General features: G+C 72.5%; 14 protein-coding genes, 1 pseudogene and 1 riboswitch. Of the genes and pseudogenes, 2 read left to right on the top strand and 13 right to left on the bottom strand.

Annotated elements, in window-relative coordinates; genetic code table 11:
- Positions 1–66 precede the first annotated feature (66 nt).
- From TR50_RS05565 to TR50_RS05505, 13 genes and pseudogenes are all read right to left on the bottom strand, one after another.
- Positions 67–1242 carry an ABC transporter permease gene (locus tag TR50_RS05565; protein WP_052440761.1) on the bottom strand — a complete coding sequence of 392 codons (1176 nt, stop codon included), beginning with the start codon at positions 1240–1242 and terminating at the stop codon, positions 67–69.
- Entirely contained in the window at positions 1239–2165 is a 927-nt protein-coding gene (locus tag TR50_RS05560; protein WP_042415062.1) for an ABC transporter ATP-binding protein, read from the bottom strand. The genes TR50_RS05565 and TR50_RS05560 overlap by 4 nt, the downstream gene beginning before the upstream one ends.
- A gap of 77 nt (positions 2166–2242) precedes the next feature.
- Positions 2243–3280: a hemolysin family protein gene (locus TR50_RS05555; protein ID WP_042415059.1), complete on the bottom strand. Its 1038-nt coding sequence runs from the start codon at positions 3278–3280 to the stop codon at positions 2243–2245.
- Between the two features lie 413 nt (positions 3281–3693).
- Positions 3694–5001: pseudogene (locus TR50_RS05550) on the bottom strand (hemolysin family protein); the annotation flags it as partial.
- A gap of 62 nt (positions 5002–5063) precedes the next feature.
- Complete coding sequence (locus tag TR50_RS05545; protein ID WP_042415056.1) at positions 5064–5528, bottom strand: PH domain-containing protein; 465 nt, start codon at positions 5526–5528, stop codon at positions 5064–5066.
- Between the two features lies 1 nt (position 5529).
- Complete coding sequence (gene hisG, locus TR50_RS05540) at positions 5530–6375, bottom strand: ATP phosphoribosyltransferase (protein ID WP_042415053.1); 846 nt, start codon at positions 6373–6375, stop codon at positions 5530–5532.
- Between the two features lie 105 nt (positions 6376–6480).
- Positions 6481–6750 carry a phosphoribosyl-ATP diphosphatase gene (locus TR50_RS05535; RefSeq protein ID WP_042415050.1) on the bottom strand — a complete coding sequence of 90 codons (270 nt, stop codon included), beginning with the start codon at positions 6748–6750 and terminating at the stop codon, positions 6481–6483.
- Positions 6751–6833: 83 nt separating this feature from the next.
- On the bottom strand, positions 6834–7310 hold the full coding sequence (ribH, locus tag TR50_RS05530) for a 6,7-dimethyl-8-ribityllumazine synthase (RefSeq protein WP_042415047.1): 477 nt from the start codon (positions 7308–7310) through the stop codon (positions 6834–6836).
- 50 nt (positions 7311–7360) lie between these two features.
- Positions 7361–8662: a bifunctional 3,4-dihydroxy-2-butanone-4-phosphate synthase/GTP cyclohydrolase II gene (locus TR50_RS05525; RefSeq protein ID WP_042415033.1), complete on the bottom strand. Its 1302-nt coding sequence runs from the start codon at positions 8660–8662 to the stop codon at positions 7361–7363.
- A complete protein-coding gene (locus TR50_RS05520) occupies positions 8659–9312 on the bottom strand; it encodes a nicotinamide mononucleotide transporter family protein (RefSeq protein ID WP_042415030.1) in 654 nt (217 codons plus the stop codon). The genes TR50_RS05525 and TR50_RS05520 overlap by 4 nt, the downstream gene beginning before the upstream one ends.
- Positions 9313–9318: 6 nt before the next feature.
- Positions 9319–10008, bottom strand: a complete 690-nt coding sequence (locus TR50_RS05515; RefSeq protein ID WP_042415027.1) for a riboflavin synthase — start codon at positions 10006–10008, stop codon at positions 9319–9321.
- 180 nt (positions 10009–10188) lie between these two features.
- Positions 10189–10319, bottom strand: a riboswitch (FMN riboswitch).
- A gap of 83 nt (positions 10320–10402) precedes the next feature.
- Positions 10403–11092: a response regulator gene (locus TR50_RS05510; protein ID WP_042415024.1), complete on the bottom strand. Its 690-nt coding sequence runs from the start codon at positions 11090–11092 to the stop codon at positions 10403–10405.
- Positions 11089–12600, bottom strand: a complete 1512-nt coding sequence (locus TR50_RS05505) for a sensor histidine kinase (RefSeq protein WP_063775008.1) — start codon at positions 12598–12600, stop codon at positions 11089–11091. The genes TR50_RS05510 and TR50_RS05505 overlap by 4 nt, the downstream gene beginning before the upstream one ends.
- Before the next feature lie 150 nt (positions 12601–12750).
- Here TR50_RS05505 and TR50_RS05500 point away from each other — a divergent pair, with 150 nt between their 5' ends.
- Both TR50_RS05500 and TR50_RS05495 read left to right on the top strand, forming a co-directional pair.
- The gene (locus tag TR50_RS05500; protein WP_052440760.1) at positions 12751–13923 is read left to right on the top strand and encodes a phosphatidylinositol-specific phospholipase C domain-containing protein; all 1173 of its coding nucleotides are present in this window, start codon (positions 12751–12753) and stop codon (positions 13921–13923) included.
- A 145-nt stretch (positions 13924–14068) separates the two neighbouring features.
- The coding region (locus tag TR50_RS05495) for a universal stress protein (protein ID WP_063775007.1) at positions 14069–14521 on the top strand (453 nt) is incomplete at its 3' end.

Here is a 14521-nt window from a genome sequence, read left to right as displayed (position 1 = left end):
AGTCGACCAGCGAATTCACGACCGTGTGCGGCTCCCCCGAGAGGGGAGCCGCACGTCGGTGGGGCGTCACGCGGCCTTCAGTGCCTCCCGGAGGGGGACGCGGGCGCCGCTGCGGAGGACGCTGTTGCGGTAGATGCGGCCGGCGAAGCGGAGGACGAAGACGCCGCAGGCGAGGGTGAGGGCCAGGGCGACCAGGACCTGCCAGACGGGGGCGACGCCGAGCGCCCAGCGCATCGGCATCAGGACCGGGGCGGTGAGCGGGACGAACGAGAGGATCTCGCCGAGGCCGCTGTCCGGGTTGGTGGGCAGGATGGAGATGGCCACCACCCAGCCGGCGATGAGCGGCATCATGATGGGGGCCATCACCCCGCCGAGGTCCTCCTGGCGGGAGACCATCGCGCCCGCCGAGGCGAAGATCATCGCGTAGAGCCAGAAGCCGGCCGCGAACCACGCCAGGGTCCACAGCAGGCTGCCGACCGACGCGCTGAGCGAGACGCTGAGCTGGCCGTCGGCCATGCCGACGGCGAGGCCCAGCACGCCGGGGACGACGAGTTGGATCGCGCCGACCACGGCGACGCCCGCGACCTTGCCGGCGAGCAGCTGCCACGGCTTGATCGTGGCGAGCAGGAGCTCGACGACGCGGCTGGTCTTCTCCTCGACGACGCCCTGGGCCACCATCTGACCGACCGTCATCAGGATGAGGTACATCAGCAGACCGGCCGTGATGGCGATGGCGATCTTCTGGCCCTGCTGCGGGTCGGTCTTCTGCAGGGTGGTCGTGTGGACCTGCTGGGAGGCCGGCGGCGGGCCCTGCTCGGCCGCGCCCGCGAAGGAGAAGAGCGTCTGCAGGGAGTCCGGCAGGGACTTCTTCACCGTCACCTGGGTGCCGTCCGCGCCATGGGAGACCACGAACGCGTCGGCCTTGCCGTCGCGGACCGCGGCCGTGCCGGCCGCCTGGTCGGAGACGACGGTGACGGCGACCTTCTGGTGCAGCTTGTCGGCCAGGTTCTCGAGTCCCTGGCCGTAGTCGGCGTCCGCCTGGACCACGGCGACGTGCTGCGTCGTCGGGCCGGAGGCGGCGAGCTTGGTGATGATCGGCACCGCGAGGAAGGCGAGGGCGGTGATGCCGAGCAGGATCCTGAACGCCTTGGACCGCAGGCGCACCGACATCTCACGGCCGGCGACCAGCCGGACCGCCTCGAGGTTGGTCAGCTGCCCGCTCTGGTGGTTGCCCTTGCTCACTTCTCGGTCTCCCCCGTGTTCGTCTCCGCGCTCACCACGTGCCGGAACAGCTCGGTCAGCGAGGAGCGCCGGCGGGCGAACTCGGTGACCGGGCCGGTGGCCAGGGCCGCCGCGAGGACGGCCTGGTCGTCCGCGCCCTCGTCGAGGGCCAGCACGGTGCGGCCGTTCTCCCGGCCGCGGACGGTGACGCCGGTGAGGCCCGACGCCCAGCCCTCGGGCGCGGCGGGCGCGTGCACCAGCAACTCCTCGCCACCGGACGCCTGCAACCGCTCCACGGTGTCGCAGGCGACCATCGTGCCCGCGCGGACGATGCCGACGCGGTCGCACAGCCGCTCGACCAGGTCGAGCTGGTGGCTGGAGAAGATGACGGGGATGCCCTCGGCGGCCTTCTCGCGCAGCACCTGGCTCATCACGTCGACGGCCACCGGGTCCAGCCCGGAGAAGGGCTCGTCGAGGACGAGTATCTCCGGGTTGTGCACGAGTGCCGCGGCCAGCTGCACGCGCTGCTGGTTGCCGAGGCTCAGCTTCTGCACCTCGTCGCCGAAACGGGCGTGGACGCCGAGACGCTCGGTCCACGAACGCACGGCCTCAGCCGCCTCCGCCGCGCCGAGTCCGTGCAGGCGGGCCAGGTAGGTCAGCTGCTCGCCGACCTTCATGCGCGGGTAGAGGCCGCGCTCCTCCGGCATGTAGCCGATCCGGCTGCGCGTCTCCTGGTCCACCGGGACGCCGTCCCAGCGCACCTCTCCGCCGTCGGCGGCCAGCACACCGAGGATGATGCGCATCGTGGTGGTCTTGCCGGCGCCGTTGCTGCCGACGAAGCCGAAGATCTCCCCGGCCCGCACGTCGAAGCTCATGCGGTCCAGCGCGACGGTGTCGCCGTACCGCTTGGACAGGGCGTCGACTTCGAGACGTCGATCGCTCACCTGCTCACACTCCCCCGAATGTTGCCGTGTTCTGTTGGTTCTGTTGGTTCTGCTGATCTGTTCGATCGGTGGTCAGCTTAGCCATGGGCCCGGTGGTCCGGATCGTGGACCTCCCCCACCAGTTCCTCCAGGACATCCTCCAGCGCCACCAGGCCGAGCGTCACCCCGTCGGCGTCGACGACGCCGGCCAGATGCGCGGCCGAGCGGCGCATCGCGCCGAGGGCGTCGTCGAGCGGAAGGTCGCCGGAGAGGGTGATGATGGGCCGCCAGAGCCGGTCGGGCACCTGCTCGTCGGCGTCGTCCAGCTCCAGCACGTCCTTGACGTGCAGGTAGCCGAGGAAGGCGCCGCGGTCGCCGACGACCGGGAAGCGGGAGTAGCCGGTGCGCACCGCGAGCTCCTCGATCCGGCCGGCGGTGACGGCCCTGTCGACGGTGACGAGCTTGGCGCTCGGCATCACCACCTCCCGCACCGGGCGCAGGCCCAGCTCCAGGGCGTCCTCCAGGCGCTCGTGCGCCATGCGGCCGAGCAGGCCGGCGGCGTGGGAGGCGCGCAGCAGGTGGGTCAGCTCCTCGCTGGTGTAGGCGGCGGCGATCTCGTCCTTCGGCTCGACCCGCAGCAGCCGCAGCACCAGGTTGGCGAGGGCGTTGAGGAAGGCGATGAACGGACGCAGCCAGCGGGCGAGCGCGGCCAGCGGCGGGCCGAGTCGGAGCGCGGCGCGCTCGGGCGTCGCGAGTGCGATGTTCTTCGGCACCATCTCACCGATCACCATGTGCAGCGCCACGACGATCATCAGGGCCAGGACGTATCCGGCCGGGTGGACGAGCGCGTCGGGCAGGCCGAGGGCGTGGAACGGTCCTTCCAGCAGGCCGGCGAGCGCGGGCTCGGCGAGCGCGCCGAGCAGCAGGGAGCAGACGGTGATGCCGAGTTGGGTCGCCGCGAGCATCGCGGAGACGTCCTCGAGCGCGCGCAGGACCGTGGCCGCGCGCTTGTCGCCCGCCTGGGCGAGGGGTTCGACCTGGCTGCGCCGGACCGAGACGAGCGCGAACTCGGCGCCGACGAAGAAGGCGTTGCCGAGCAGGAGCAGCACGGCGAAGAAGAGGGCAAGCGCGCTCATCGGTCGCCGCCCGTCTCGCCGCCACGGCCGGCACCACTGGCACCGCCATCGCCCGCGCCACCTTCACGGCCGCCTCGACCGTCGTGTCCGTCGTGTCCGTCGTGTCCGTCGCGCGCGTCGGGCCCGTCGTGGCCGTCTTGGCTGCCTTGGGCGCCACGGCCGTCCCGGATGTCCGACCGGTCATGGACGCCGTGGGTGTGTCGGCCGTCGCGAGCGTCATCGCGCTGGTGGGCGTCCTGGCCGCCATGGGCGTCGCGGGCGTCGTCGGTTTTGCGGGTGTCACGGCCGTCGCGAGCGTCGTCGACCTTGTGGGCACCACGGGCGTCATGGCCGTTGCCGCGGTCGGCGGCACTGCGGTCGGCGGCGCCGCGGCCGCGGTGGCTGCGGCGACTCCGGTGGCCGTTTCCGCCGTGGGGGTGGTCCAGGCGCTCAAGCCGCACGAGCTCCGTACGGTGGCGGTGGACCTGAACCGCGGTCAGGCGCCAGCCGGGCAGCTCGGCCGCGTCGCCGGGCACGGGGATCCGGCCGAGCAGGTCGGCGAGCAGACCCGCGACCGTCTCGTACGGGCCTTCGGGCGCGTGCAGGCCGACGGTCTCCAGCACGTCGACGCGGCAGCGGCCCTCGGCGAGCCAGGCCCGGTGGCCGGCGACGGCCGCGGTCGGGCGCAGCTCGGGCAGGTCGTCCGGGTCGTGCTCGTCCTGGACCTCGCCGACCATCTCCTCGACGATGTCCTCGAGGGTGGCCACCCCGGCCGTCCCGCCGTACTCGTCGACGACGACGGCGAGTTGCTGGCGGCTGCGCAGCAGGTCCAGCAGCCGGTCGGCGGGCAGCGTCTCCGGCACCAGCAGCGGCGGCGAGGCCAGCGCGCCGACGCGCACCTGGGCGCGCCGCTCGGCCTTGACCGCGAGCGCGTCCTTGAGGGTGACCACGCCGACGACGTCGTCGATCGTCTCCCGGTAGACGGGGAACCGGGACAGGCCGGTCGCCCGGGTCAGGTTGAGCACGTCGGCGGCGGTCGCGTGGTCCTCCAGGGCCGCGACGTCCACCCGCGGCGTCATCACGGACTCGGCGGAGAGCTCGGCGAGGCCGAGGGTGCGCACGAACAGGTCCGCGGTGTCGGTCTCCAGCGAGCCCTCGTGCGCGGAGTGGCGGGCCAGCGCCACCAGCTCCTCCGCGCTGCGCGCGGAGGCCAACTCCTCGGCGGGCTCCATGCCGAGGGCCCGGACGATCCGGTTGGCGGCCCCGTTGAGCACCAGGATCAGCGGTCGGCACACCCGGGAGAAGACCACCTGCGGCGCGACGACGGCGCGTGCGGCCTGAAGCGGCCGCGAGATCGCCCAGCCCTTGGGCACCAGCTCGCCGATCACCATCTGCAGGACGGTCGCCAGCAGCAGTCCGACGACGGCGGCGACCCCGGTGACCACGCCTCTCGACACTCCGATGCCACGCAGCGGCGGGGCCAGCAGCAGTCCGAGCGCCGGGTTGGCCAGCATGCCGACGAGCAGGGAGGTCACGGTGATGCCGAGCTGCGCGCCGGACAGCTCGAAGGAGAGCGTCCGCAGGGCGCCGTCCACGCGTGACGCCCGCCGGTCCCCCGCCGCGGCGGCCCGCTCCACCTCCCCGCGGTCCACGGTGATGAGGGCGAACTCGGCTGCCACGAAGAGCCCGTTGGCCAGGATCAGCAGCACGGCGACGCCGAGCAGCAGCCAGGCCACGGAAATACTGTGAGGGTCCATGGGAGGTGGGAATTCTCCAAAGGCTTGGTAAAGACCCTAACCGTACCTCAGGGCTGCTCCGCCGTGCCGTAGGCGTCGACGCAGGCGCGCAGTTCCTGCGCCATGCGCCAGGCCTGCTTGCGCCCGGCGCCGGGCTGGATCGCGACGACCGCCAACGTCCCGCCGTCGGTGAGGTCGAGGGTCACCCACGGGTCGCCCAGGTGGAGGTTGACGGCGAGGATCTGCGGCCATTCCAGTCGGCGCTTGCGCACGAAGTTGACCACCGTCAGCCCTGTGCGGTCCGCCTTGGCCTTCGGGCGGGCCAGCACCACCAGGACCAGGGCGAAGACGATGCCGCTGCCGCCGATCCCGATGCGGTCGTGCCGCTGCCAGTCCGGTGCGCCGATCGCCGCGATCAGGGCGAAGAAGCCGACCGAGAGGGCCGCGAGCCCGAGCAGCACCACCCGCGTCAGGACCGGCTGCCAGGTGCGCGGCAGCGGTGGCGCGGTGGTGACGCCCGGGCTCGCGGTCATGTCAGAGCCGACAGGCGTGGATGTCGGTGACCAGGATCGCGCGGGCGCCGATGCTCCAGAGGTCGTCCATGATCCGCTGAGCCTCCTTACGCAGCACCATGGACCGGACCGCCACCCAGCCCTCGCTGTGCAGCGGGGAGACCGTCGGCGACTCCAGACCAGGGGTGAGCGCGACCGCTTCCGCGACGTGCTCGGCACGGATGTCGTAATCCATCATCACGTACCGACGGGCCACCAGGACACCCTGGAGACGTCGCATGAACTGGTCCACCGCGGGATCGTCGGCCGCGCCGAGGGGACGGATGACGACGGCCTCGGAGCGCAGGATCGGCTCGCCGAAGACCTCCATGCCGGCGTTGCGCAGGCTGGTGCCGGTCTCCACGACGTCGGCGATGACCTCGGCGACCCCGAGCTGCACGGCCGTCTCGACCGCGCCGTCCAGCTTGGTGACGGTGGCCGTGATGCCGGCGTCGGCCAGGTGCTTCTCGACCAGGCCGGTGTAGGAGGTGGCGATCCGGCGGCCCTCCAGGTCCTTGACGCTGCCGGCCACTCCGGGCGGGCCGGCGAAGCGGAAGGTCGAGCCGGCGAAGCCCAGCGAGAGGACCTCCTCGGCCTCCGCCCCGGAGTCGAGCAGCAGGTCGCGGCCGGTGAAGCCGATGTCGAGGCGGCCCGAGCCGACGTAGATCGCGATGTCGCGGGGGCGCAGGTAGAAGAACTCGACCCGGTTCTCGGGGTCGACCAGGACCAGCTCCTTGCTGTCCTTGCGCTGGCGGTAGCCGGCCTCATGGAGCATGCCCGCCGCCGGTTCGGCGAGTGAGCCCTTGTTCGGGACGGCGATGCGGAGCATGCTGTGCTGCCTTTCTGGGGTGGGTCTTCCTGGGGTTGGTTCGCAACATACGAAAGCGGGGCACCGAAACGGCTCGGTGCCCCGCTGCGTCAGAACACGCGGGGTCTACAGATGGGCGTAGACGTCCTCCAGGGTGAGGCCGCGCGCGACCATCATCACCTGGAGGTGGTACAGCAGCTGGGAGATCTCCTCGGCGGTCCGCTCGTCGGACTCGTGCTCGGCGGCCATCCACACCTCGGCCGCCTCCTCGACGACCTTCTTGCCGATGGCGTGCACGCCCAGGCCGACCAGCTCGGCGGTCCGCGACCCGGGCTCGCCCGCGGCGGCCTTCCGCTGCAGCTCGATGAAGAGCTCTTCGAATGTCTTTAGCGCCATGATGGGCCCTACCCTACGTGGTTCCCCGGGAACGGGTCGTGTCGTCCCACCGTACGGACGGTGGAATGGACAAGAAACCAGTCTCAGGCGCCGAGGCCCCTGATCAGCACCGCCGTGCTCAGCGCCGCCGTGGTCGCCTCGTGGCCCTTGTCCTCCTTGGAGTCCGCAAGACCCGCCCGGTCCAGCGCCTGCTGCTCGTTGTCGCAGGTCAGCAGGCCGAAACCGATCGGGATGCCGGAGTCGACACTCACCTGGGTGAGGCCCATCGTGGCGGCCTCGCACACATAGTCGAAGTGGGGCGTGCCGCCGCGGATGACGACGCCGAGCGCCACGACCGCGTCGTAGCCGCGTGCGGCCAGCGCCTTCGCGGCCACCGGCAGCTCGAAGCTGCCCGGGACGCGGACCACCGTGCGGTCGGTGACGCCGAACTCGTCCAGCGCCCGCTCGGCGCCGGCGATCAGGCCGTCCATGACCACGGTGTGCCACTGGGCCGCGACGACCGCGACCTTCAGCTCCTTGGCACCCTGCACGTCGAGCTGGGGGGCTCCCTCGCCGCTCACTTGCGTACGTCCTTTCGTTGTTCTCGTGCGATTGCGATGTCGTGCGTGGTTCAGGCGCTGTGCGCGGGGGTCAACTCGTCGAGCCAGGGCAGGTCGTGGCCCATCCGGTCGCGCTTGGTCAGCAGGTACCGCAGGTTGTGCTCGCCGACGCCGGCCCGGACCGCCTCGCGGCCGAGCACCCTCAGGCCGTGCTCGCTGAGCGCGACGTGCTTGTCGGGGTTGTTGCTGAGCAGCCGCACCGAGCGGACGCCGAGGTCGGCCAGGATCAGCGCGGCGGCGCGGTAGTCGCGGGCGTCGGCCGGCAGGCCGAGCTCGAGGTTGGCGTCGACGGTGTCGCGGCCGCCCTCCTGCAGCTCGTAGGCGCGCAGCTTGCGGACCAGACCGATGCCGCGCCCCTCGTGTCCGCGCATGTAGAGGACCACGCCGCGGCCCTCGCTCGCGATCTTGTCGAGCGAGGCGGCCAGCTGCGGGCCGCAGTCGCAGCGCAGCGAGCCGAAGACGTCGCCGGTCAGGCACTCGGAGTGGACCCGGACCAGCACCTCCTCGCCGTCGGGCAGCTTGCCGTCGGCGTCCAGGCCGCCCGCGACCAGCGCGATGTGCTCGACGCCGTCGGGCTCGCTCAGGTAGCCGACGGCCGTGAAGCTGCCGTGCTCGGTGGGCAGCGAGGTGGTCGCGGCGCGGGTGACGCTCGCCTCGGCCTTGCGGCGGTAGGCGATCAGGTCCTCGATGGAGACCAGGGCCAGGCCGTGGCGGCGGGCGAAGACGACCAGCTCGGGCAGGCGGGCCATGGTGCCGTCGTCGTTGGCGATCTCGCAGATCGCGGCGGCGGGACGCAGCCCGGCCAGGCGGCACAGGTCGGGACCGGCCTCGGTGTGGCCCTCGCGCTCCAGCACGCCGCCCGGACGGGCGCGCAGCGGGAACACGTGGCCGGGGCGGACGAAGTCGCCGGTGACGCTGGACGGGTCGGCCAGCAGCCGGATGGTGTGCGCCCGGTCGGCGGCGGAGATGCCGGTGGTGACGTTCTCCCTGGCGTCCACCGAGACGGTGAAGGCGGTGCGCATCGACTCGGTGTTCTGCGCGACCATCTGGCCCAGCTCCAGCCGGTCCAGGTCCTCGCCGGTCATCGGCACGCAGATCAGGCCGCGGCACTCGCGCATCGCGAAGGCGACCAGCTCGGGCGTGGCCAGTTCGGCGGCGAAGACGAGGTCGCCCTCGTTCTCGCGGTTCTCGTCGTCGACGACGACGATCGGGCGCCCGGCCGCGATCTCGGAGATGGCGAACTCGATGCTGTCCAGGGTGAGGTCCTCGTAGACCTCTCCGTGCTGCTCGGCGAGTTGCTCTATGGCGCTCATGCGACGGCTCCTTCCGCGAGGGCGGGCTGCTCGGCGTTGCGGCTGCGCAGCCACCAGGAGCGCAGACCCAGGATCACCAGGACGAAGTAGACGATGTAGACGTAGCCCGAGAAGGCGTAGCCGTTCTCGAAGTTCAGTGGCACGCCGACCAGGTCGACGGCCAGCCAGGCGAGCCAGAAATCCACCCAGCCGCGGGCCTGCGCGTACATCGCGGCGAGCGTGCCGGTGAAGATGTAGGCGTCGGCCCAGGGGCTCCAGGACATCCACGGGTAGGCCTGGAACAGTTCGGCGAGGGCCACGGTGCCGACGGCGGTGGCGGCGACCAGCAGGCCGCGCTCGGTCCAGGTCGCGAAGCGGACCTGGACGTCACCGGCCTTGGCGCGGCCGCGCTGCCACTGGTACCAGCCCCAGACCGAGACGGCGACGACGATCAGCTGCTTGCCGGCGCTGCCGCTCAGGTGTCCGGCGGCGAAGGCCGCGAACAGCACCACGCCGGAGAGCAGTTGCACGGGCCAGGTGAGCATCGAGCGGCGCCAGCCGAGCGCCAGGGCGCCGAGGCCGAGCAGGTTGCCCACCATGTCGGACCACTTGATCTGCTGTCCGAACAGGCTGAACGCCGTGCTGTTGAGGTCGTTGACCAGATTGCTCATGGCCCGTCAGGCTCCCGTCTGCTGGCTCGCCTGGATCACTGCGTGGTTCACCGCGAGGCCGGGCACGGCGCGGTCGCCGAGCAGCCGCTCGACGTACTTCGCCAGCACGTCGACCTCGAGGTTCACCGGTTCCCCCGCCTTCTTCAGGCCGAGGGTGGTGTGCGCGAGCGTGGCCGGGATCAGGCTGACGGTGAACGAGTCCACGGCCGCCTCCACCACGGTCAGGCTGACGCCGTCGACGGTGATCGAGCCCTTCTCGACGAGGTACCGCGACAGCTGCGCCGGCAGGCTGAAACGCAGGACCTCCCACTGGGGATTCCCGTCCGCCCCGGCCTCGCCGGGAGTGCGGGAGAGCAGCACGCCGGTGCCGTCGACGTGCCCCTGGACCAGGTGGCCGCCGAGGCGGGCGCCGAGCGCCATGGCGCGCTCCAGGTTGACCCGGGAGCCGACCCCGATCGCGCCGAGGCTGGACCGCTCCAGCGTCTCGCGCATCACGTCGGCGCTGAACTCGCCCGGGTGGGCGGCCAGTTCGGCGTCGGTGTCGAGGACGGTGAGACAGACGCCGTTCACCGCGATGGACTGGCCCTCACGGGCGTCGGCGGTGGTGACGGGGCCGCGCAGGCGGACACGGGCGGAGTCGCCCAAGTCCTCGATCGAGAGGACCTCGCCCAGCTCTTCGATGATTCCCGTGAACATTCAGCTCTCCGTGACCTCGCGCCTACTGCGCGGTCTCCGGGGCTGTTGCGGGAGCTGACAACGGACGAGTGCACGGGTCGCGGGGAGGGCGCTGCGCGCGGCCGGGGACCCCTAAGGGGCCGCTCCGGAACACACCCGGCAGGGTGCGCGCGTGGCGACGACGCCGCAGCCCGACGTCCGCCGCGCACTGCCTCCCATCCGGACTTTAACCGTCGGTCCAGGAATTTCACCTGGTCAACCGGCCGCTGGAAGCGGTCGGGTCGCGGACTGTAACCGCCGGTTCGGACTTTCACCGACCCCGGAGTGCGCAAAACGTCGTACTGCTGGTGTCAGTGTGCCACGGACCTCCGCACCGTCCGCAAGACCTGACCACCCGCAGGGTGTGTGGGGTGAATCACGCGTCGTAACCGGAATGCGCGCTGGGTCGCACCAGACCGCTCTCGTAGGCGAGCACCACGAGCTGCGCCCGGTCGCGCGCACCGAGCTTGATGAGGGCCCGGCTGACGTGCGTCTTGACCGTCAGCGGGCTGACGGCGAGCTGCTCGCCGATCTGGTCGTTGGACGCGCCGGTCGCCACCATGGCGACGATCTCGCGCTCCCGGTCGGTCAGCACCGCGAGGCTCGGCGGCGCGGCCGCGGGCGTGCCGCGCTCGGGCTGGGACAGGTACCGGGCGATGAGCTCCTTGGTGGCGGCGGGCGTCAGCAGCGCCTCGCCGCGCGCGACGACGCGGATCGCGTCCAGCAGCGCGTCCGGCTCCGCGCCCTTGCCGAGGAAGCCGGACGCCCCGGCCCGCAGCGACTGGAACACGTAGTCGTCGGTCTCGAAGGTGGTGAGCACCAGCACCCGCACCCCCGCCAGATCCTCGTCGGCGGTGATCCGCGCGGTGGCCTCCAGGCCGTCCAGCTCGGGCATCCGGATGTCCATCAGCACGACGTCGGCCCGCGCCTCCCTGGCCAGCCGGACCGCCTCCAGCCCCGTCGCCGCCTCCCCGACCACGACGAGGTCGGGCGCGGAGTCCACCAGCACCTTGAGCCCGGCCCGGACCAGCACCTGGTCGTCCGCGAGCAGCACCCGGATGGTCATGCGTCTCCTGTCGTTCGTGCGGCTCTCCGCGCCTCGGACGCGCGGCGGCGGGCGGACGTGGCCTCGGGGACGATGGGGGCCGAGTGCGCGCTCGGCGGCAGGGCCGATCCGACGGCCGGGTAGGCGTCCACGGCGGGCGGGTAGGCATCCGCGACGGCCGAGTAGGCGTCCTCGTCGGGCGGGCAGGCGTCCGGAGCCGGGCGGCGGGGGCCGAGGAGGTTCGGCAGGCTCACGCGCGGTGCGACCGGTCCGCCGGTCGCCTCCGCGCGGCCGGCGCGGCCGGTGCGGCCCGCGGAGCCGACCGTGCCGAGCGGCAGGTCGACCGTCACGCGGAAGCCGCCGCCCGGCATGGGCCCCGCGGTGAAGGAGCCGCCGACGGACGCGGCGCGCTCACGCATGCCGATCAGGCCGTAGCCGCCGCCGCGTTCCGCGCCGCTGCGGCCGGCCGCTGCGGCCTTGGGCCCCGGGCCCTGGTCGTCGACCTCTATGTGCAGCACGCCGGGACGGTACTCCAGCAGGACCGTCGCCGCCGAGGCGTGAGAGTGCTTGCCGACGTTGGTCAGCGACTCCTGCACCACGCGGTAGGCGGTCAGGTCCACCGCGGCCGGGATCGGGACGGGCCCGCCCTCGGTGCGGCAGTCCACTCGCAGGCCGACCCGCTCGAAGGAGTCCAGCAGCTGAGCGAGCTGGCCGAGACCCGGCGCGGGTTCGCGCGGACTCGCGGTCTCCTCGCCCTCGCCCGTCTGCCGCAGCACGGCGACCGTCGCGCCGAGCTCGCTGAGCGCGGCCCGGCCCGCCTCCCGGACCTGGGCCAGCGCCGTGCGCGCGGCGTCCGGCTGGCTGTCCAGCACGGTGGAGGCGACGCCGGCCTGGATGTTGATCAGCGCGATGTGGTGGCCGACGATGTCGTGCAGCTCGCGGGCGATGCGCAGCCGCTCCTCGGCGACGCGGCGGCGGGCCTCCTCCTCGCGCGTGTGCTCGGCGCGGCGGGCCCGCTCCTCTATCGCGGCGACGAAGGCGCGCCTGCTGCGCACCGACTCGCCGACGGCGACCGTCATCGCCGTCCACGCGAAGGCGATGCCGTTGACGCTCTTGTCCCACTTCTCGGGGGAGAGCGCCATGCTGGCGATGCCGACGGAGAGCACCGCCACACCGCCGATCGCCAGGGCCAGTCGGCGCTCGACGACCGAGGAGACGGTGTAGATGGCGAGACCGGACCCGGCCAGGATGGGCCCGCGCACGGGCCCGACGAACATGTAGCCGACCGTCGCGGCGACGGTGCAGGCCAGCACGAGGATCGGGTACCTGCGGCGCAGCGCGAGCGGAGCGTAGACCAGCAGCCCGGCGACGAGCAGCACCTCGTCGGGGTCGAAGTTGGACCACTGCGTGCTGGGCCGGCCTCCGGTCGGCCACAGCACGGTGACCAGGTACAGCAAGGCCGCCAGCAGCGCGTCGGCCCAGTACGGGTGCGCGCGCGCGAACAGCCGGAGTCGGCGCAGCAGGTCCATGCCCTCAAAGGTAGAGGCTCGGTACGTCAGGACCGCATTCTTGTCGTGGCCTTCTCAAGTTCACCAGGCGTCCCTACCATCCGGTAACCGAGGCGGCTGCGCACCCGTGGACGGGCGCACCGCACGGATCCCAGTGGAGGACGGCACGGTATGCGACAGCACATCGGCACCACCAGGCGCGGAACCACCCGGCTCGGCACCACAAGGCTGGGCACCTCAAGGCTCGCCATCACCCGGCTCAGCGCCGCACGACGGGGGCTCGCCGTCGCGGCCACCGTGGCCCTGACGGCAGGCGCGGCGCTCACCGCCGGCGCGGGCACGGCGTCCGCGCAGCCCAGCAGCTCCTCCCCCGCCTTCGACAGCCTGACCGGCGCCTCCCACCCGGACTGGATGGGCGCCCTGCCGGACAACCTCAGCCTCGGCTCGCTCTCCATCCCCGGCACCCACGACACCCTCGCCATCCACGGCGGGCTCGCCCCCTGGGCCTACGAGGCCCAGGAGGACCACGGCGACGGCGCCGCGACCCTGGACGCCCAGCTGAACGCGGGCATCCGCGCCATCGACATCCGGGTGCGGGTCGTCAACGGCGGCACCGCCTTCGCGATCCACCACACCGACGTCTACCAGAACGCCAACTTCGACGACGTGCTCACGCACGCCCAGGCCTTCCTCGCCGCCCACCCGCGCGAGACGATCGTGATGGACCTGCACGGCGAGTGCGACGCCGACACCGCCGAGGGCGGCAGCGGCACGGCCTCCATCGGCCACTGCGCCGACGACCCGGCCTCCACCACGACGGCGGACCGCATCCGGATCTTCCAGAGCTACCTGGCCCGCTACCCCGGGCTGTTCTACGCCCCGAGCGTCACCGGAACCTCGACCGCCGCGATGCCGCAGCTCGGCCAGGCCCGCGGCCACATCGTGCTGAGCAGCTTCACCGGCCCCGTCGGCGAGGTCTACCCCGGCTACGGTCTGACCCAGCTGACCAGCGGCAACGCGGGCTCCTACGTCGAGAACGACTGGACCCAGTGCAACACCGGCACCAAGTGGTCCGAGGCCCGCGCCAACATCGCCGCGGCCTCCGCGGACACCAGCGGCGCCATGTTCACCACCTACCTGTCCGCCAACTGCGCCCCGTTCGGCCCCGGCCCGGCCGATGTCGCCGGTGGCACCTGGTTCACCACCGGCGTCAACCAGCTGGCCCTGAACGACCTCACCGGCAGCGGCGGCGCGCAGCTGACGCACACCGGCGTGGTGCTGATGGACTACCCCGGGTACGCGCTGATCGGCGCGGTGCTGAACCGGGACGGCATCAGCGGCTGAGACGCCAAGCGGGCGTCAGATCTCCGGCCCCGCACGTTCGGAGGACGTCAAAACCGCTCCCGGCGACGCCCTCGATGCGGTGGAATGACGAACCGGCCGAACCGCACCCCGCGGCCGGCCCGACCGTGAGGAGCAGGTGCCCGTCATGCCGGACGCGCGGCGCGTCGTCGTGGGAGTCAGCGGAACGCCCAGCAGCCTCGAGGCGCTGCGCGTCGGCCTCGCCGAGGCGCGACGCAGGGGCGTTCCGCTGCTCGCCGTGCTGGCCTGGCTCCCCGTCGGCGCGCAGGTCGGCTACCGGCACATGCCGTGCCCGCCGCCGCTCACCGAGTGGGAGCGGGAGGCGGAGTGGCGCCTGCGCAACGCCTTCGACGAGGCGTTCGGCGGCGTGCCGGGAGACGTGCCGGTCGAGCTGCTGCTGATCCGAGGCCCGGCGGGGTCCGCGCTGGTGGACGCCGCCGAGCGGGAGGACGACCTCCTCGTCCTCGGCTCCGGCCCCCGCGAGTGGCCCGCGCGCCTCCTCCACGGCGCGACCGCCCGCTACTGCGTCTCCCGCGCCACCTGCCACGTCCTCACCGTCCCCCCGCCCGCCCTCCTGCGC

The organism is Streptacidiphilus anmyonensis (genome assembly GCF_000787855.1).
Taxonomy (GTDB): domain Bacteria; phylum Actinomycetota; class Actinomycetes; order Streptomycetales; family Streptomycetaceae; genus Streptacidiphilus; species Streptacidiphilus anmyonensis.
The sequence above is the reverse complement of the archived record's forward strand: the minus strand, read 5'-3'. Positions and strand labels throughout refer to the sequence as shown.